A 19,121-nucleotide genomic window follows, 5' to 3' on the forward strand; every position below is an offset into this window, starting at 1 on the left:
ACAGGTTCGAGGTCTCCAAAAAATCGCATAGGTGCCTTCTCCTAAATCGTTACCTTTTCTTTAGAAAATTCAGGAAGAAAGAAGGTGAGGATTGCTGAAATGACTAATATGATTATTGAAAAATAAAAAGCAACATTATAATTCCCGTGGTAACTGTATAGTAAACCCGGCACATAGGCTCCTAGTGCTGATCCAATTTGGTGGCTGAAAGATAGCCAACCAATGATAAAACCAACAGAGTGTTGTTTAAAGTATTGCGTGACCAACAATTGTGTAGGAGCAACAGTGGAAAAATCAACCAATCCAAAAACGATAGCGAAAATAATTAAAAGCAGAGGGTTATAGCTATAGAATAGAATAAACAACGATAATGCCCGTATAACATATAGACAGATGAGCATTTTTCGACTGCTCCAGCGATCTGCTAACACACCAGAAAATAGTATTCCTACAATATTAAAAGCAGCCAATATAGTTACTGCTGCACTAGTCGCACTTGTTGGAACTCCACACAACTGGGCATAAGGGATAAGATGTGTATCCATTAAACCTGTAGTGGTAAAACCGCAAACGCTAAATGGTAAAATCAAGAACCAAAATTGTTTTTTACGAAAAGCATCCCAAATTGAAAAATCATTGAATTTACTTGGCTGTTCAGTTGAGCTTTCTTCTTGATCCATTCCGCCAATTGGCAACATACCTTTTTCATTAGGATGGTTTCGTAAAATTAACAGGACAATTGGAAACACAACAATCATTAAAAAACATCCCAAGATGATGACCGTTGCTTTCCAATTCAACCATTGAATTAATAATAGAGATCCTGGTACCAACAGCATTTGTCCGGCTCCAAACCCTGCTTCGACAATCCCTAAAGCAAATCCTCGTCTTTCATTAAACCAGTTTGTAACGACTACTGTTGCAGCCACGTTTGACGCTCCGCCAACCCCAAGTGATACAAATATAGCATATAGAATAAACAATTGCCATGGATGATGGACAAAAGCTGTTAATAGAATACTAACTGCCACCAAAAAAGTACTGACAGAAAGGATTATACGAGGCCCAAATTTATCAACTAACCTTCCTATAAATGGTTGGGAAAGTCCATAAACGATAAAGCTTAATGTCGAAATTAGCGATACTGTCCCTCTGTCCATTGAAAATTCCCTTTCCCAAGGTTCAACAAAAGCCCCGAAAGAAAGACGAACACCTTGAACAGCTAAAAGAGATAAAAACGTGACAAATAAAATAACCCAAGCATAGTGAAATCGTAACATCATTTTAGTTTAGTCTCCTAACTTCAAAATTTTAAAGATTCAATATTTTTTCTATTCTACCGAATTGGATGTTTAAGTCAAGCCATTTTTTCCAATATTTTTCTCCGTCAATCGCGACAAAAATCAGTTCATATTCCGAGATGGTGGTTATTTTACAGAAGACGGTCTCAATGATTTGAATATGCCAACTGTTGTCTCCCCCAATCGTGCAAAAATCTCTGTTGAACCGATGCAAATCAAAGGATTGGCAAAGTTTCCCTGGAAATAATCAATCAAGCATTAAAAATGAAATGCGTATATAACACTTTTTTGGGGTTTTTATCTTCACTATGAGGAATTGCAAGTCTCCATGACCAATAATGACGTGATGCCCGTATCCGTTTTTATCTTCACTATGAGGAATTGCAAGCAAGACGAAAGAGAGAAGTTTGTTTGACGTTCTGGAGGCCATTATTTATCATACAGCCAAATTGCCAATTATTTATGTTTCAAAGGAGCCGTGCCAACAATGATTGAACGTGCGGAAAAGAAAATAGCGGAGAGAAAAACAGAAAGCCTCTTCTGCCTTTAAATGGGTAAAGAGGCTTTGTCTTTGTTTGTGCATTTACAATTGCTTCACGGTTTTTTTCGCTAATCATATGATCATTTGTTAAAATTGTGCCGTCTAAGTCGATTGCGATTCATTTCATTAGCATTTTTCCACTGGCGTTAGGAATTTCACTACATCGTCAACAGCTTCACAACTTGTTTTGTCCGTTCATGACTATTTATATCGGATTCAATTTTGCCGTTTTTCACGCAGTTTATAAATTCTTCTACTTCATAATACATCGTTTCAAATTTATGTTCCACGGTTAAATCTTTTATTTCACCGTTTCGATATTTGATGACAACTTTCTTCGGATCGCTGATTTTGTCAATTTCAATAACACCTTTTTCTCCTTGGATCTCACTAGGGAAAAAGGAGTCTGTTATTTTGGAATACATTACGACTGCTTCAAAATTATCATAATTTAAAATCATACTTCCTTGACCGTCTGCACCGGTGGATAAGTAATAGTGATTTTTTACTATGGATTTTGGTTCGCCGACTAGATGAACAATTGGTGCTAAGCAGTATACACCCAAATCCATTTTCGAACCGTTTCCTAATTCCGGTTTAAAGGCGTTTTCAATAATTCCTTCTTTATATTTATCATATCGTGAAGAATATTGATTGTAATGGAAAACAAATCGTCTGATCGGAGCGATTTCGTCAAGATGTTTTTTTAAATTTAAAAAGGTCGGTGTAACGGTTGATTTCATCGCTTCCATAAACATGGCATTGTAAGTTTTGGCTGTTTGAATGACCTCATCCATTTCTTGCACGGAAGTTACTGCCGGCTTTTCGCAAAGAACGTGAATTCTATTTTTCATGGCCAAAATACTTTGTTCGGCATGGAATTTGTTGGGGGATGCAATATAAACGGCGTCAATATTGCCGCTTTGAAACATTTCTTCAAGGTTGGTGTACACGTGTTTTATTTGATATTTTTCGGCAAACATTTTTGCTTTTTCCATTGTTCTCGAATAAACAGCGCCGAGGGAAAATTCCGGGTGTGCGCTTGCAGCTTTTATAAAATGGTCGGTAATCCAGTTTGTTCCTATAATACCAAATCTCATAACGAATCCCACCTTTATTGTTCATATTTGTACATGAATATCATATTATAACATGTTCTGCAGCAGCTTTTTATTCGATTATCTTTTTTTTGAACTAACTTAAAACTCCATGTCAATAAAAACCAAAACATATTAACATGGTAAGAGCTGTCTGAAAAGTCCCGAAAAAAAGAGTAAACGACAGTTTCTTTTTCATCTGCTTTTCTGTTTTGATCGAATTTCTGAAAAGGATAAACAGGCATTCAGAGTGGGAGCAACCGAACTCGCTTGGTCAATCGGACCGACCATTACATTTATACTGGCCGTATTATTGGTGCCCTTAGGATTGTTCGGTTCGGGATTGCCTTGGCACCGAACACGCAAGCGGGAAATTGAAAAAGAACGGTATGGAATTTTGGAAACGGAAGAAAAAGTTACGAATATTTAGAGAAGTTGCTTCACGACTTGCTCCAGCAGCTTGGTAATCCTTTGTCTCGCATCAATAACCCGTGCAAAAGTTCATTATTTGCGGTAATATGATATTGAGTCATGTTTGCATATCTCTTAGTTGGTGTTTTTATCTGTCAAAGGGGAAGCAGCATGACTCTTTTTCTTTTTTTACACAATGATATGGACTTTACTCTTCAGCTACACATGTGTTTTTATTTTTAGTCACGATATTTTGATTATCCTCTATGACTATACTTCTGATTTTGTCTCTTCACCATTTTCTGTGATTGACACACAATCCCAGTAATGAACCTGTAGAATGTCAACTTGATTTTTTGAACGAAAATGAATTTTCACATTCGTTTGAACTTAATCATATATTGAAATTATATATACTAGATATATATTATTTTAGCCTTTAAAATAACTTTCAATAATGATTTTACCAATAAATTCGCTTGTTTATAATATATACTTAGTATATAATGAGTGTATAAAAGCAGATGAAATAATTGAGGTAGTGTCAAAAGTCCTTGAGAACTCAGTAGATGTTCATAGTTATTTCCATTAATTAGATGGAAATGCCATGCAATTACTATTGGCAAAAGCGCCAATAGTTTTGACATTGACGTCAAGGGCAAAGGGAACAAAAAAGCATGCCAAAAAAGTTTTAAAACCATTGTCGAATTCGGAGTTCACTTCTTCTGTGGAGGGTTTTAAGGGCTAACCTAAACCAAAAGGTAGGTCATTTGTTCTATCAGCCATTAAGACGATTACACACTATTTTCGGTGCTGGTGGCATACAGAAAATCGGAGGGAGCGTCGCACTGTGGACAATTGATAGAGCGAGGCACTGACGATAATGAAATATAGTGATTTTATATGAAAATTTTTACAATACGAATAATAGAGGAGCGAACGCTATGATTAAAGTTAGCAATCTCACTAAAGAATTTTTGCAGGGGCAAGAGAGAACACGGGTGTTGAAAGGCGTCGATTTGAATATTAAAAAAGGCGAATTCGTAGCGATAATGGGACCCAGTGGCTCCGGAAAAAGCACTTTGCTGCAGCTGATGGGAGGCCTTGACGTACCGACCGCTGGAGATATACAAATTGACGGGAAATATTTAAATAAGATGAGCGAAAAAGAAAGAACGATATTCAGAAGACAAAAACTGGGGTTCGTTTTTCAAAATTATCAACTGCTTCCGACTTTAACTGTAGAAGAAAATATTGCGTTTCCACTTCATGCCGACGGCAAACTGACAAAGGAGAAGAATCGGGTGATCCAAGAATTGATTCAGGCGGTAGGATTGGAAGGACTTCATCGCAAACGCGCCAACTTGCTCAGTGGCGGTCAACAACAGCGTGTTGCTATCGCCAGGGCACTCGTAAATAGCCCGACTGTTTTATTAGCGGATGAACCGACAGGGAATTTGGACAGAGCGAATGCAGAAGAAATTCTCCGGCTATTGACAGTCTTCCATCGTGAAAACAGACAAACGATCGTGATGGTTACTCATGATATTTTTGCAGCCGGATTTGCGGACCGGATTATTCTTTTCAGGGACGGAGGCATCGATCAGGTGGTATCGAGGGAGGAGGGCGACTATGCTAAATATTTGGCGAATTTCATGGCGTAATATCACTCATAACAAAAAGCGTTTTTTCTTTACCTTGTTTGCAATTATACTGGGAACATCTTTTATCACCGCTATGCTGGTAGCCGATAGAACAACTAGAGACGTTTTTAATTACTACACAGATATGTATGTAGCCAATGCAGATTATTGGGTTTTAAGCGATAAGCATACTTATCCGGAAAAAATGATTGAGCCTGTTCAAGATGATCCCGATGTTACGAATATGCTGCTTGTTCTCCAAAAGCAAGCGTTCTTTGAACTTGAAGACGATCACTCTTTAAGTCAAAGATCTGTACGAATTATCGGAGTCAGTGACCAAAACAGCCCGTTACTGGTGCTTCCTGTGATTGAAGGCAGTTTGGATAATAAAGGGGTCATATTGCCGAAAACTGTTGCAACCCTTTTAGGAAAAAAGGTTGGGGATACGGTTCGGTTTGAAGGTTTGGGAGAGGCAAAAGTTTCTGCTATTGTTGAGTATACGCAGCTGCTTGCAAGTCCTAGTGATTGGGACAGTGCTGAATCAACTAGTTTTCGGGTTTTAGTTCCACTCGATATGTTAAGAGAATGGACAGGCAAACATGATGAGATTTCTTATATGCGGTTTCAGGTCAACGGCGATGGCAAGGACCTCTTTCATTCCTTACAGCAGCAGTTCCGTGGGTCAGGTGTGTTCATACAGCCTGTTGTAGCAGATGACCTTCAGAACAACGATATTAGCGGCCTCTATACCTTCTTTTATATTGTTGCCGGTTTATCGATGTTAGTCAGCGGTTTTATTGTCTTTAACACAATTTATACAAGCGTGATCGAAAGAAAAAAAGAATTTGCTATAATGAAAAGCTTCGGCTACACACAACGTTCTGTGTCTAAGCTTGTGCTCATTGAAATCGTACTTTTGTCATTGATCGGTACAGCCATCGGTGTTCCTCTTGGTATATGGCTCGGTGATCTGTTTATGCAGGAACTGCTCAGCATGCTCCAATTTGATATAGTTTATACTTTAAATTGGAGATTGCCGGCGATTATGGCGGTGACTGTTGGAGTGCTGTTCCCTGTTCTGTTTTCGCTTTTCCCTATTTATCATGCAGGCAGAACATCGATTTTATTGACGTTAAAAATGGCCAGCCAATCGAAGGGATCATCAAGACCTCTGCTAATTAGAGCTGTAGTTGGCTTGGTGCTTCTATGCTTTGTGTTTATCGACCACTCTGTAACTTATGCAGCCGTTTTAGCAGGTGTCATTCTTTTGTTTCCTTTGTTGTTGGCCGGTTTAAGCAGAATCATAAAACCTGTTTTAAATTTTCTTTTTCATTATGCGGGGAGTTTGGCTGCCAAAAGCCTCTTTCAACAAATCAATCGAAATGCAAATACGGCAGCGATACTCGGCATCGGAATTTCGGTTATTTTATTGCTTGGTGCGGTGGTGGAATCAGCTCCGGAAGGATATGAACAAGAAATCAGGAATACGTATGGGGGAGATATGAGACTTACGTCTGAAGCGCCTTGGTCTACAGAAGATATAACGAAACTGCGTTCTTATGATGGAGTTCTAGGCGTTGAGCCATTAATGGAAGCGACCCCGATTACGTGGGAAACGGTTGACGGCGTAAGCAGACAATTTTCTGTTTTTGCCGTAAGTGAAGATGGTCCGGCGTTATTTGCCGATCAACATGAGGAAAAACTGTATAACCGGTTAAAACAGCAAAATGCTGTGCTTCTTGGTGAACGCGCATTTGATGAATGGGGCGGGGAGATCGGGCAGAGCATTCGGATGAATACGCCAAATGGTGAACAATCTTATGAGGTGGTTGGAGTTGTCAAAACATCGCATTATTCCGGTTATGTCGCGTTTATGGATGAGGAACGTCTTAAGGAGGAATTTGGATGGACAAAAGGCTTTGATTTGCTGCTTACTGTTGACAACGAAGCGGCCAGTTCCATCCGAGATCGGGTATGGTCTGATTTCCGCGATCATCTGTCAAAGGTTCAAACGGTTGAAGATGAAATTGAGTCCACTACTTCAACAATTTCCGGTATGAATGAACTGATCTTGATGTTGCTGTTTATGATCATCGGGTTAGCCAGTATCGGCACAGCCAACACCCTTTTGATGAACACGCTGGAACGCGTTCCCGAGATCGGAACGATGCGTGCTCTTGGGTTTACTAAACAACAGGTTAGAAATATGATTATCGCCGAAGGCTTGCTCGTTGGGTTATCCGGAGTTATCGGAGGAATAGCAGCTGGGTTGATCTTAATCTATGTAACAAGTCAGTCTGAACTCATGGACGGATTTATGTCTTTCAAGCTGCCATACAGTAATATGATAATGGCAGTGATATCCGGTGTTGTGTTGAGTCTATGCGCCGCTTGGATGGCAAGCCAAAGTGCCAGCAAAATAGATATCCAATCATCACTGAAAGAAGGTTGACAACTTGTCAGTTAAATATGGAATTTTGACATTGTTATACCAAAAAAAACATCATGGATACGAATTGAAATTAGAATTGGATTCCCTTTTTGGCATTAAAGGCAAAATTAATCCCGGTCAGATCTATACTACGCTTGATCGCCTGATTCGTGATCAACTTGTCTCGTCCGCAGGAATGGACGATCAGGAAAGAAAATTATACGAGTTAACACCAAAAGGTAAAGATGAGTTGGAAAAATGGTTGCTGGAACCGGTGCCATACACCACGACAAAAGAAGATTTTTTCTTTAAATGGAGCTGTGCCCGCAAAATTAATTTTGCTCAGGAAAAGAAAATGCTTGAACAGCAAAAAGCGGTGGTGATTAAAGAAGTGATGGAATTGACCAAATTAAAAACAGAGCTGCTGCTTCAAGGTGACGAAAGCAAATATTTATTGATCACCGGTATTTTATTGCATTTAGAGGCGGATTTAAACTGGATAAATCAAGTTGAAAATCGAATCCATTAAAAGCTGCCAAGTTCAAAGAAAAGTGCGGGCCAGCATAAATAGAATGAAAGGAGAATGGGCTTAGGATTGCGATTCTGGCATATCATTGGGAACTGTTTATCGTAGCGGAAGTGTTGTCAGTCATCTTTCGATATTTTTTAGAAAACCAAAACTCAGTATTTTGCTGAAAGCTGAAGCTCGACTCGGGTTGTATGTATGTCAGCAAACAGGGTGAGATTTCAACGTTTCTCATTGTTATTACTATATTTGTCATTTATGCTTGTACTTTTGGAATATCCGATTTTATCAGGTCTAGATCAATAAAAATCGGTCAGCTGCGCGGTGTTGAGCTGTTAACAGATGAAGAAATATGAAAAGATAAGACAAAACCGTGATGCGAAATATATCGAAAAAATTCGTATATCCTCGCTCATTCACCTGGTGTTATTCGTTGTGGTTCCAGCAATATTTTGGTCTATGGGGACGGACGAAACACTTAATAATGAAAATATGAAAGAAGAAAGTAAAAAGACCCCGGCTGTGGCTGCTCCTGTCAAAGAAGATTTCTAGGAGTATATGGATGAAGCAGTACAAATTCATTACTTAAATTTGGCGAAAAATCCTGGTGCTTACAAAAATAAAAAGGTTGTATTCACAGGAAAAGTTATTCAAATTATTGAACATGGAACAACATTACTTTTAAAGTGAACGTCGATAAAAGTATAGACGGCGTTTGGAAAAATGCGATAGTCGTGAATTACCGAAATGCAAACAAAAAAAGCCATCTGCTTGAAAATGAAATGATTACTTTTTGGGGAACCGTCAAGGGATTAAAAACTTATCAGTCTTCGGGAAAACAAGTAACAATCCCTGAAGTGTACGCAAAGTATATAACGATAATGTGGAATGAAAAATAAGTAACTGAAGCGAACTCGCTATCGGACGGTTTCATGTACGAGGATGTGGAATTAAAAGAACCTTACCGGAGCTATCTAAGCAGGTGATAGGTAATAAAAGCCAAGTGTTATGGTCATCAATTTTAAAATTCATCGTAACGCTTTCTATTAATTCTAAGTCACTTATGATCGTGTACAATTTTAAACCGTTGACTCGGAACAGTATATCCGTCCCGAGTTTTTTTCTTTATATTCTAAAAACTTAAGCTCTGTTTTTTGTACTGTGAAAGCTAATTTTTTAGATTCAAATCGCTCTTCTTCACACTTCAATATGGATGGATCTTGACGTATAGTGGAAATTTCATTGAACATGGCACGATTGATGTCAGAAGTTAACAAGCCAGACCTTGATTGCTTTTCAGAAGCATTTTCCGTACTCCTTTTTAGAAAAGCTCTCCACTTGATCATTTTCCATCGCTTTCGGCGGAAAAGTGTGTTCAGAAGAATCCCTTGCCAATCATAAGATATAAGATCATAACAGGAAGAAGTGTTGCAATAGTTCCGAATATCATCCAGAGCCATGACACTCGACGGTACGCTTCCGTGTTGAACTCATTTTCCTCAGTTTGAGCGCTGAGCCGTATCATCTTTCGCTGTAAGGGGAGAAGCACCCCTGCCCAAAGTACTCCTGTCAATACAAACAATATTAATGACAAGGTCAGCCAATTAAATCCCGAAATAAGATACCCCGTTCGAACGGCCATCCAAACTCCGGATGTGATGATGAGCAGCAGTCCCGGAATTGTGAAAACGAAATCAGCAAGCATGACGTTTTTGGCGGCACTATGAATTAATTCACGATTCCCTGTTTGATCTGCCCGCATTTTCCAAAAAGCCGTAATGATAATATTGCCTAAAAAAAGGACAACTCCGACAATATGCATAAATAACAGAAATTCCATATGCCTCCTCCTACCTTTCTTCCTTTCGCTGAAGCATGCCAGACATCAGCTCAGCAAAATCTTTATAATGAAAGAAATGTTTCTTTGAATCAATGGCGCCGCGCATTCGCAGACCAAATGAAATAAGCATAAACAACTCTGCTGTTTTATCGGCATCAACGGACTGAGGGATTACCCCTGCCTCTTGCCCAGCAGCTATCCATAATTTGGACATATGAATGGCTTGTTCATAATACTGTTGGAGTATGTTCTTGACATCAAGCTGATCGCTTTTTCCGAGAAGATACATTAGTACTTGATTGCCGGGATCTTGAGGATTTTCCAGATCCGACAATCGGGCGGTAATTTCATGCATCGGTTCTTCAAATGATTTCTTTTGCGAAGCCTTATTAAAAAAGCGCCCGTTAATTTCGTCCAGCCTATCTTCCAACACCCAGCTGAAAAGCTCGTCTTTGCTTTTTACATAATGGAAAATGGCTCCTTTTGACAAACCGGAACGCTCCATAATGTCATTGAGCGTTGTATTGGTGCACCCTTTTTCACAAATTAATTCTTTCACAGCGTCCAGCAGCAATCGTTTCGTTTGTTCTCGTTTCTGTTCCCGCTTCAATCAAGTTTCCTCCCGATGTTATGCAACTATTTATAATCAATTATAAAAACCGACCGTCGGTTTGTAAATAAATTGTTTTATTTGGTCAAATGCCTCTTATTGATAAATGATCATAGTTTTATCACTTTACTTTGTGTTGACATGATTGTCACTTGTTAGTTACTTGATCGAAAAGACACATGACAATGTTCACAAAAAGTTCATTGAACAAAAAAAGGAATTTTTCTTTGTGTGCAGAATTTGGAGATTATAACAGAAAAATAGGGAAATTTGTTTTGGAAGGAAACTTGAACAGATTAGGCATTGCAACTCAAAATGTTGGGTTCTTTTCGGGAGATTTATGAAATTGCGATGGAAGACGGTTTCATTGATTAGAATATTTCAACTGTCGTCGACCCCCAATCATGCAAAAATCCCAGGGGATCGACGACTCTTTCAAATCTTTATTGAGCGCAAGCAAATCAAAGGTTTGATAAAAATTCCCCTTTTCGTTAAAATAAAAATAACCAGTCAAGCATTAAAAATGAAATGCTTATTTAACAACGTTTTTTGGGGTTTTTATCTTAACTATAAGGAATTGAAACAATGACATTGCTAAAAAGCGGAAGAGTGTAGTAAATAGAGTTTTTATCTTAACTATAAGGAATTGAAACTGTGATCTTTCTTCCCAACCACATGTTTTATCGAGGCGTTTTTATCTTAACTATAAGGAATTGAAACCTTTTATTCTGTCTTTATATCTGCTTATTACTTCTTGTTTTTATCTTAACTATGAGGAAGTGAAACTTTTGTTTTCTATCGTCGAGGTAAATCTTGATGGCTAGGTTTTTATCTTAACTATAAGAGCTTAAATCTCATTCATTCGGACTGGTTCAGAACACGCAGGGCAACGTTTTTCATAACTTATTTACTACCCTTTCTCCTTGACAGATGTCTGTAGGAGAAAGGGTTATTTTATTGGCGAACATGATGTAGAAGATTCTTTTTTTTTCTCGTTTTGGATTAAATGGACTAGTCATATGATCGTTTGTGACTGATTTTTGTCATAAAACGACCATTTTTGAATGTTTTTGATAAAAAATGATAGATTTTCGAAAGTGCTTACACTATAATGAAATTAGAGAAATAGAAAACATCCAGATGGGAGTTGATAAGGCTGCTAACACCAGAGAGACACCGGATCATTTTAGAGCTGTTGGAACAAAAGGGAGTCGTCAAAATTCAAGAATTGGTGGAGGCAACCTCTTCGTCAGAATCTACGATTCGAAGAGATTTAAGCCAATTAGAAAAAGAAAAAAAGTTAAAGAGAGTTCATGGCGGAGCTTCCTTATTTCAACAAAGAAGTGAAGAGCTGAGCATCTCCGAAAAATCGACAAAGAATTTAGAAGAAAAGCGGATGATCGCTCAATATGCAGCGAGTCTCATTCAAGATGGTGATTGTATATATTTGGATGCGGGTACAACCACCTTTCAAATGATCCCGTACATTTCTGCTCAAAAAATAAAAGTAGTAACAAATGGATTAACCCATTTGGAAGCACTGCTTGAACAAAATATCGAAACCTATTTAACGGGTGGTTATGTGAAAAAGACCACAAGAGCTCTCATCGGTAAGGGGGCTCAAGAGGGGCTGCAATCGTATCGTTTTGATAAGGCCTTTATGGGTGTTAACGGAATCCACCTTGAGTTTGGTTATACAACTCCTGATCCAGAAGAAGCAGCTGTGAAAAGCCTCGCAATGAATCTCTCACAAAAGTCATTTGTTCTGGCTGATCATACAAAATTTAATGAATTTACCTTTTCAAAAATTACAGATTTAAATGATGCCGTCATTATTACAGATGAAATTGATCAAGAAATCTTAGAAGAATTTTCAGCCAAAACCGCAGTAAAGGTTGTGAAATAATCATGATTTATACGGTTACCTTAAATCCATCGATTGATTATCACGTCCGTATTAATCACTTAAAAATAGGAGAATTGAACCGAGTGGAAGAAACACTTTACTTCCCGGGAGGAAAAGGGATCAATGTGTCCCGCGTATTGAAACGCCTTGGTATCGATAGTGTTGTATTAGGGTATGCAGGCGGTTTTACAGGAGACTTTCTTAAGAATGCATTAATTAGTGAAAATATTGCCATCGATTTCACTGAGGTGGAAGAGCCTACCCGGATCAATATAAAGCTGAAAGGAGATCAAGAAACGGAAATTAACGGGAATGGACCTGCCATCTCAAAAGAAAAGCAGGAAAAGCTATTATCAAAAATTTCTTCTTTAAATAAAGATGATGTTTTAGTGCTTGCTGGCAGTTTGCCTCCAACAGTTCCTGAAAATTTTTACGAGACGATAGCATCGATTTGTCAGGAAAGGGAAATACCGTTTGTCGTTGATACATCAGGACCGAGTCTAAAACGGTTGATACCTATGGGACCTTTTTTAATAAAACCGAACCATCACGAATTAGGAGAGTTGTTTCATGTAAACATTGAGACGGTAGAAGATGCAATAAAGTACGGAAAGAAGCTGCAAAATGAAGGAGCAAGGAATGTAATCGTTACCATGGGAGGAAACGGAGCAGTATTGATTAATGCTGATCATACCGTATTGGCCAAAGTCCCAAAAGGTAACGTGAAAAATACAGTAGGAGCTGGGGATTCAACTGTTGCCGGTTTCTTAGCCTCCTATATTCAAAACCATGACGCGATCAAAGCATTCCAACACGGCGTCAGTGCCGGAAGTGCAACAGCATTTTCAGAAGATTTATGTACAAAGGAAAGTGTGGAACAGCTTCTTCCAAATATTCGCTTGGAAATTTATCGGTAAGGAGGATTGTATAATGAAAATCACGGATTTATTAACGAAAGAGACGATTATATTAGATTTACAGTCTGCTACCAAAATGGAAGTACTTAATGAATTAATAGAAACGCTTGCGAGGGCAGGGAAGCTTCACGATAAAGAAGCGTTTAAGGAGGCCATCCTTGCTCGTGAATCTCAAAGTACGACTGGAATTGGCGAAGGGATAGCGATTCCGCATGCTAAAACGAATGCAGTTAAACAGTCTGCGATCGCATTCGGTCGTTCAAAAGCAGGCATTGACTTTGAGTCTTTAGATGGTAAGCCCAGCCATTTATTTTTCATGATTGCAGCTAGTGAAGGCGTCCACAATGCTCATCTAGAAACACTTTCCCGTTTATCGACATTGTTAATGGATCAAGAGTTTCGTAAAAAAATTGAATCAGCCAATTCTGCTGAGGAAATCATTGAAATTATCAATGAAAAAGAAAAGGAAAATGAAGAAGAGAGCGAGCAGATCGATTCTAAAAAAGGAAAAATTTTAGCCGTTACCGCTTGTCCGACTGGTATTGCTCATACGTATATGGCAGCGGATGCTTTGAAGACAAAAGCGAAAGAGTTAGGCGTTGACATTAAGGTTGAAACGAATGGTTCAAGCGGTGTCAAAAATAAGCTGACGCCAGAAGAGATCGAAGAGGCAGACGCAATCATTGTGGCTGCAGATAAGCAAGTGGAAATGGACCGTTTCGATGGCAAACATGTCATTGAAGTCCCTGTTGCACAAGCCATTCGCCAACCAAAAGAGTTGATTGAACGAGCATTAAAGAAAGACGCACCTATTTACAAAGCTTCGGGAAAAGAAACAAATTCAGCGTTTCAACGGGGAGAACGAAAAGGATTTTATAAGCACCTCATGAATGGGGTTTCAAACATGCTGCCATTTGTCGTTGGCGGCGGTATCTTGATTGCCATTTCATTTATTTTTGGGATTAAAGCGTTCGATCCGAACGATCCATCTTACCATCCGATTGCTGAAGCATTGATGACTATTGGCAAGGAAAATGCCTTTAAATTAATGATTCCTGTTTTAGCCGGATTTATTGCCATGAGTATTGCGGATCGTCCGGGATTTGCTCCGGGAATGGTCGGAGGATTTTTGGCAGCAAATGGGGAGGCCGGTTTTCTTGGCGGATTAATTGCCGGTTTCTTAGCCGGATATTTAGTCGTTCTTTTAAAACGAATCTTTCAGGTGCTGCCGCAATCATTAGAAGGGATTAAGCCAGTTTTACTATATCCTTTATTCGGTATTTTAATTACAGGTTTTATTATGATGTATGTGGTGAATGATCCTGTTAAAGCGATTAACGATGGATTGAAAGCTTGGCTGGAAGGCTTAGGAACTGGGAACTTAGTTCTTTTAGGTTTGATTTTAGGGGGAATGATGGCTGTAGATATGGGAGGTCCGATCAACAAAGCAGCCTTTACATTCGGTTTAGCGATGATTGATGCAGGAAACTACGCCCCGCATGCTGCGATTATGGCTGGCGGTATGGTTCCTCCATTAGGACTAGCCATTGCAACAACTTTGTTTAAAAAGAAGTTTACAAAAGCAGAACGAGAAGCAGGAAAAACGTGCTATATTATGGGGGCAACCTTTATAACAGAAGGAGCCATTCCTTTTGCCTCAGCTGATCCAGGACGTGTAATTCCATCGATTATCGTAGGTTCCGCAATTGCCGGTGCGTTTACGATGGTATTTGGAATTGGTTTGTCAGCACCACATGGAGGCATATTTGTCATTCCGTTTATAAGCGGCAGTCCATGGTTATATGTACTTGCTATTTTAATTGGTTCATTTGTAACAGCTCTTATGGTCGGTTTCTTAAAGAAAGAAGTAAAAGAATAAAAGACTAATACGAGCAGCAAATTTCTTTTAAGGGTTCGGATCTAGGGTCTGAACTCTTTTATGTGTGCGCCCGGCATGGGTGTAATCTATAGGGTGAAAGTCCCGAGCTGCGAAGGCAGAAGTAGCAGTTAGCTTAACGCAAGGGTGTCCGTGGTGACGCGGAATCTGAAGGAAGCGAGCGGCAAACTTTAAGGTCTCTCGGAACACGAACTTCTTATGAGGCTAGGTATCACTGGGTGAGTTTGCGCAACAAAACAAAGCCCTTTCTGCCGAAGGTGATACAAAGTAAATGAAGCAGATGGATGGAAGGAAAGATTACACTCTTACCTGGGGAGGTCTGGCTAGCACGCCAAGTAACCTTGGTAACCTATCTAGTGATAGATAGCTGAACAGTCAGAAGTCAGCAGAAGTCATAGTACTCTTTCAAGCTCGAGATGGAAGAGGAAGGACTGAACAATTAAGGAGAACGAATCGCTAGGCGTTCATCTTCTGTGTGGAAGCAGACAATCCGATAGGACTTACTTGAAGGAGGAAGTGGTGAATCCCACGGGGGACTTCAAGAGGGTGGAGCAGAAGATGGCACAAATAGAAGAATTCGTTCACGTGGAGAGGATATCAATGTTGATGGAAATGATTTTGTCACGGGAAAATCTCCTGGCGGCACTGAAACGAGTCGAACAGAATAAAGGAAGTCACGGAGTAGATGGCATGTCCGTAAAAGACCTACGAAGACACCTCTACGAAAATTGGGACTCCATTCGACAGTCGTTGAGAGAAGGAACCTACAAGTGTTTTCTGCAAGAAAAAAATACAGAGTGTTGCAGTATATCTTTATCAAAATTTTGAATAAATATACATATATGTGATCTATCCATCAAGGGCTTGACATGGATCCTCTGTAGCCATGATTCTTTAGCCAAGCGCCAGCTTCAACAGTTTTGGCAAAACCAAAAAAGGTTATCATGGCTCCTCCTCCATGTAAAGCCCCATTGCATATCACTGCATAATGATTTTGCAATTCTCTGCACTTTTATTTTGCAAAAAACAACCTACAAGCCCTTACCCGTCCGTCGAGTCGAAATCCCGAAACCGAACGGTGGAGTAAGGCTTCTAGGTATCCCTACCGTGACGGATCGTTTCATCCAACAAGCGATTGCCCAAGTGTTGACGAAAATTTTTGATCCGACCTTCTCGAACCATAGCTATGGTTTCCGCCCAGGCAGAATGCGGTTAGGGAAGCAAAGGGTTATATCAAAGAAGGATATCGTTGGGTAGTCGATATAGACCTAGAGAAATTCTTTGACAAGGTGAATCACGACAAACTGATGGGGATCTTAGCGAAAACGATCAAAGATCGAATTCTACTGAAGGTAATCCGCCGGTATCTTCAATCAGGCGTGATGATCAATGGAGTGGTAATGGAAACGGACATGGGAACGACCGTCTCTAGTGAAAATACAATACAATAATAATTTGACAGTTTATTATTGTCACAACCAGTTAAAAGCTTACCCCCACTTTCTCGCCACGAGAATGCGTTCTCACGTGTTTTAAAGTGTACTCGAAGGGTATTAATGGTTTAGTCGCTTTACCATGCATATCTGCCAAACTCCATGTAGGTAGAACCATCATGGGCTCTGAAGTTAATATTGGGTTAACTATAACTAATAAAAAACCTTGAAAGGCTTATAGCCAATCGAGGTAATATAGGTTATAGCTCACGTTTAACTAAATCTAATAAGAAATCCCCGAAATCATTTGCAATTATTTCATACTTTTGTTTGTCTAAGTCAACTCCTGGAAAAAATGAGACAACCTTAGGTTCATTATTATCAATCTTGTTAAAGTCTAAGCAAAAAACTTCATCACTTCCTGTATCGTGAATTATTAATAAATTATTTGGCAAATTACTCTCTCTTCTCTCTGTTAAAGTATACCATATTGCATCTGGAACTGAAGAATTTTCAAAATCGCTACTAATTATCCCGAAAATCTCTTGAGAACCAAAGTTACCCGCACCAAAAGACAACAGAAAATCCAAATATGAACCTGTGAACTTTAACCCAAGTTTTTCTTCTGCTTGAATAATTAATTCTCTTGAGCGGGGACCCACAAAATCACTTAGTTCTGCATTAGACAAAATAATTTTTTTAGCTTGATTATATGCTTCCATACTCATATTTTTCCCTCCCTCTATATACTTTAATTTTCTCCTCGAACTATTTAAAATCACTAACTCTATGTTTCCAATAATCTTTGCGCCATTTATCAAATTCATTCCTGTTAATCCCACTAGGGATAGTATTAGGATTAATGTGGATTATCTTACTATTTTCATTGTGAAATGTTTGTGTAACCTCAGCAATAGAACTTTCATTTCTTTGTGTCATGTGATGGAGATTTATAGGCTTTCGATCTGAACCTAACGGTGCTAACCCCTTTTCCATTCTTTCAAGGTTAGTTCTACCACGCGCATCTTTCATAGTAGTGGATCATCCAAAAAATACCACACCGTCAAAAAAGGGGATACCGTTTCCGAATTGGCTGTTAAATACGGTAGCACGGTTGCACAATAAATCTTGGAACAAACTAAAAGACGTAAACAAAATTTACGTTGGGCAAAAATTGGGGCTGAAATAGACAGGTTTGTTCATAATAAAGTAACATAAGCAAAAAGCCATTTTCAGCAGTGAGAATGGCTTTTAAGCTTTTCTTTATGAGCAAATTATTTAACTCAAATAATAAAGAAAAACCTTGAAAGGATCTGGACTGACCCACCTATTTGAGGCACAGAAAAAACACCTATGCTGCCTGTTTCCTGAACTCAATAGGTGACAGGTAGTTTAATTTGGCCTGAATTCGAATTTGATTATAATAATAGATGTCATTCTGAACCATTTGTTTTACACTAGAGTTAGTGAGATGTTGTTTTTCTTGTGAATAGAATGTTTCAGCCTTTAATGAAGAATGAAACGATTCTATTACGGCATGATCATGGCAGTTTCCTTTGCGGGACATGCTCGTGGTAATGCCTTTTTCTTTGGCTAAATGTTGAAAAGCATAAGACGTATAGACCGCCCCTTGATCGCTATGGAATAACACTTGTTTTGGTTGTCGCTCTTTTACGGCCATTTCTAGTGTCTTTAACACTAGCTGAACATCCTGTCGGTCGCTGATTTGATAGGCAATAATCTCATGATTGTATAAATCCATAATGGTTGACAAGTAAAGCATCGAAGTACCAAACGGCAAATAAGTGATATCCGTTAACCACTTTTCATTTGGTTGAGAAGCCGTAAAATCACGGTTTAAACGATTCGGTACGATGATTTTACTTTCTCCATTGATCCAATTTTGACGTTTTTTCTTCACACGGCATTGAAGATTCCGTTTTTGCATGATTTTTTGTACGGTTTTGCGATTCAACTTGATTCTATATTTAAGCCGTAGGACCTCTCTTACCTTGCGATGACCATAACGATAATGATTCTTTATACAAATTTCTTGAATCAACCGTTCTAACTCTGATTCCATCATGAACTCTTTCCATTTCTTTTCCCATCGATAATATGTCGATCTTGGAATTCCTAAACAAGAACAGATAAGGGTAACAGGATATCTGTCTTTTAACTCTCTTACAACTTGGACCACTACTTCTGGCACCATCTCCTCTTGAGTTCCTTGTACTTTTTTAAGATTTCCAAGTGTGCTTCTAGCTGACGGTTTTGCATTTTGAGCTGTTCCATTTCATTTAATTCCTGTGCCCCTTTCCCTCATACATATTGCTTCCCTACAGGCTGAGAAAACCGATGAGTTTCGCCATGTTTATACCATCTCATCCATGTCATCTGCGTCTTATTTTTAATCCCTAACGTCTCCATAATTTCTCGGTTGGTATACCCTGCTTGTTTCATCTCGATAGCTTTCCACTTGATCTCCTCTGGATAATGAACTCTTGTCCCTGTAAGACAAACACCTCCACAAATCGAAGTAAGTTATACATTCGATTCAGGAGGTGT

16 protein-coding genes and 3 pseudogenes are annotated in these 19,121 nt (G+C 39.0%); 11 read left to right on the top strand and 8 right to left on the bottom strand.

All coding sequences use genetic code 11. The features are described from left to right. Positions 1-41 precede the first annotated feature (41 nt). The 3 genes from FB379_RS10105 to FB379_RS10115 form a co-directional block, all read right to left on the bottom strand. Positions 42-1,283, bottom strand: coding sequence for an MFS transporter (locus FB379_RS10105; protein WP_144597880.1), 1,242 nt, complete (start codon positions 1,281-1,283; stop codon positions 42-44). Between the two features lie 485 nt (positions 1,284-1,768). Beyond that, positions 1,769-1,960, bottom strand: coding sequence for an HAD hydrolase family protein (locus FB379_RS19230; protein WP_144597959.1), 192 nt, complete (start codon positions 1,958-1,960; stop codon positions 1,769-1,771). A 40-nt stretch (positions 1,961-2,000) separates the two neighbouring features. Beyond that, on the bottom strand, positions 2,001-2,942 hold the full coding sequence (locus FB379_RS10115) for a Gfo/Idh/MocA family protein (protein WP_063386903.1): 942 nt from the start codon (positions 2,940-2,942) through the stop codon (positions 2,001-2,003). Between the two features lie 247 nt (positions 2,943-3,189). Between FB379_RS10115 and FB379_RS10120 the strand changes: the two genes are divergently transcribed. The 6 genes from FB379_RS10120 (at position 3,190) to FB379_RS18995 (ending at position 8,640) form a co-directional block, all read left to right on the top strand. Beyond that, a complete protein-coding gene (locus tag FB379_RS10120; RefSeq protein ID WP_144597881.1) occupies positions 3,190-3,369 on the top strand; it encodes a hypothetical protein in 180 nt (59 codons plus the stop codon). A gap of 925 nt (positions 3,370-4,294) precedes the next feature. Beyond that, entirely contained in the window at positions 4,295-5,014 is a 720-nt protein-coding gene (locus tag FB379_RS10125) for an ABC transporter ATP-binding protein (RefSeq protein WP_130158203.1), read from the top strand. After that, on the top strand, positions 4,983-7,445 hold the full coding sequence (locus FB379_RS10130; protein ID WP_144597883.1) for an FtsX-like permease family protein: 2,463 nt from the start codon (positions 4,983-4,985) through the stop codon (positions 7,443-7,445). The genes FB379_RS10125 and FB379_RS10130 overlap by 32 nt, the downstream gene beginning before the upstream one ends. Before the next feature lie 4 nt (positions 7,446-7,449). Further along, positions 7,450-7,953, top strand: a complete 504-nt coding sequence (locus FB379_RS10135) for a PadR family transcriptional regulator (RefSeq protein WP_063386906.1) — start codon at positions 7,450-7,452, stop codon at positions 7,951-7,953. Positions 7,954-8,292: 339 nt separating this feature from the next. Then, positions 8,293-8,502: a hypothetical protein gene (locus FB379_RS10140; protein WP_063386908.1), complete on the top strand. Its 210-nt coding sequence runs from the start codon at positions 8,293-8,295 to the stop codon at positions 8,500-8,502. 6 nt (positions 8,503-8,508) lie between these two features. After that, positions 8,509-8,640 carry a hypothetical protein gene (locus tag FB379_RS18995; RefSeq protein WP_277874801.1) on the top strand — a complete coding sequence of 44 codons (132 nt, stop codon included), beginning with the start codon at positions 8,509-8,511 and terminating at the stop codon, positions 8,638-8,640. A gap of 685 nt (positions 8,641-9,325) precedes the next feature. On the opposite strand, the gene FB379_RS10145 is transcribed toward FB379_RS18995, so the two are convergent. Both FB379_RS10145 and FB379_RS10150 read right to left on the bottom strand, forming a co-directional pair. After that, complete coding sequence (locus tag FB379_RS10145; RefSeq protein ID WP_066249004.1) at positions 9,326-9,790, bottom strand: DUF2269 family protein; 465 nt, start codon at positions 9,788-9,790, stop codon at positions 9,326-9,328. A 10-nt stretch (positions 9,791-9,800) separates the two neighbouring features. Next, on the bottom strand, positions 9,801-10,400 hold the full coding sequence (locus FB379_RS10150) for a TetR/AcrR family transcriptional regulator (RefSeq protein ID WP_144597885.1): 600 nt from the start codon (positions 10,398-10,400) through the stop codon (positions 9,801-9,803). A 1,156-nt stretch (positions 10,401-11,556) separates the two neighbouring features. Here FB379_RS10150 and FB379_RS10155 point away from each other — a divergent pair. From FB379_RS10155 to FB379_RS10180, 5 genes and pseudogenes are all read left to right on the top strand, one after another. Next, on the top strand, positions 11,557-12,306 hold the full coding sequence (locus tag FB379_RS10155; RefSeq protein ID WP_094245600.1) for a DeoR/GlpR family DNA-binding transcription regulator: 750 nt from the start codon (positions 11,557-11,559) through the stop codon (positions 12,304-12,306). Positions 12,307-12,308: 2 nt separating this feature from the next. Beyond that, complete coding sequence (gene pfkB / locus FB379_RS10160) at positions 12,309-13,223, top strand: 1-phosphofructokinase (RefSeq protein ID WP_144597887.1); 915 nt, start codon at positions 12,309-12,311, stop codon at positions 13,221-13,223. 13 nt (positions 13,224-13,236) lie between these two features. After that, positions 13,237-15,102 carry a PTS fructose transporter subunit IIABC gene (locus FB379_RS10165; RefSeq protein ID WP_144597889.1) on the top strand — a complete coding sequence of 622 codons (1,866 nt, stop codon included), beginning with the start codon at positions 13,237-13,239 and terminating at the stop codon, positions 15,100-15,102. Positions 15,103-15,720: 618 nt separating this feature from the next. Then, positions 15,721-15,882 (top strand): annotated as a pseudogene (locus FB379_RS10175) (group II intron reverse transcriptase/maturase); the annotation flags it as partial. A 255-nt stretch (positions 15,883-16,137) separates the two neighbouring features. Continuing rightward, positions 16,138-16,541: pseudogene (locus tag FB379_RS10180) on the top strand (reverse transcriptase domain-containing protein); the annotation flags it as partial. A gap of 272 nt (positions 16,542-16,813) precedes the next feature. Here FB379_RS10180 and FB379_RS10185 read toward each other — a convergent pair. From FB379_RS10185 to FB379_RS10200, 3 genes and pseudogenes are all read right to left on the bottom strand, one after another. Next, positions 16,814-17,281 carry an SMI1/KNR4 family protein gene (locus FB379_RS10185; protein WP_144597891.1) on the bottom strand — a complete coding sequence of 156 codons (468 nt, stop codon included), beginning with the start codon at positions 17,279-17,281 and terminating at the stop codon, positions 16,814-16,816. A 40-nt stretch (positions 17,282-17,321) separates the two neighbouring features. After that, on the bottom strand, positions 17,322-17,585 hold the full coding sequence (locus FB379_RS10190; RefSeq protein WP_199757337.1) for an HNH/ENDO VII family nuclease: 264 nt from the start codon (positions 17,583-17,585) through the stop codon (positions 17,322-17,324). Positions 17,586-17,904: 319 nt separating this feature from the next. Further along, a pseudogene (locus FB379_RS10200) lies at positions 17,905-19,016 on the bottom strand (IS3 family transposase). Positions 19,017-19,121 lie beyond the last annotated feature (105 nt).

The organism is Aeribacillus composti (assembly GCF_007827555.1).
GTDB classification, from domain to species: domain Bacteria; phylum Bacillota; class Bacilli; order Bacillales; family Aeribacillaceae; genus Aeribacillus; species Aeribacillus composti.

What these genes read in the sequence shown, in the direction of transcription:
- FB379_RS10105 (WP_144597880.1), bottom strand. Translation starts at nt 1,283, where the DNA reads ATGATGTTACGATTTCACTATGCTTGGGTTATTTTATTTGTCACGTTT.
- FB379_RS10115 (WP_063386903.1), bottom strand. Translation starts at nt 2,942, where the DNA reads ATGAGATTTGGTATTATAGGAACAAACTGGATTACCGACCATTTTATA.
- FB379_RS10125 (WP_130158203.1), top strand. Translation starts at nt 4,295, where the DNA reads ATGATTAAAGTTAGCAATCTCACTAAAGAATTTTTGCAGGGGCAAGAG.
- FB379_RS10130 (WP_144597883.1), top strand. Translation starts at nt 4,983, where the DNA reads ATGCTAAATATTTGGCGAATTTCATGGCGTAATATCACTCATAACAAA.
- FB379_RS10140 (WP_063386908.1), top strand. Translation starts at nt 8,293, where the DNA reads ATGAAGAAATATGAAAAGATAAGACAAAACCGTGATGCGAAATATATC.
- FB379_RS18995 (WP_277874801.1), top strand. Translation starts at nt 8,509, where the DNA reads ATGGATGAAGCAGTACAAATTCATTACTTAAATTTGGCGAAAAATCCT.
- FB379_RS10145 (WP_066249004.1), bottom strand. Translation starts at nt 9,790, where the DNA reads ATGGAATTTCTGTTATTTATGCATATTGTCGGAGTTGTCCTTTTTTTA.
- pfkB (WP_144597887.1), top strand. Translation starts at nt 12,309, where the DNA reads ATGATTTATACGGTTACCTTAAATCCATCGATTGATTATCACGTCCGT.
- FB379_RS10165 (WP_144597889.1), top strand. Translation starts at nt 13,237, where the DNA reads ATGAAAATCACGGATTTATTAACGAAAGAGACGATTATATTAGATTTA.
- FB379_RS10185 (WP_144597891.1), bottom strand. Translation starts at nt 17,281, where the DNA reads ATGAGTATGGAAGCATATAATCAAGCTAAAAAAATTATTTTGTCTAAT.
- FB379_RS10190 (WP_199757337.1), bottom strand. Translation starts at nt 17,585, where the DNA reads ATGAAAGATGCGCGTGGTAGAACTAACCTTGAAAGAATGGAAAAGGGG.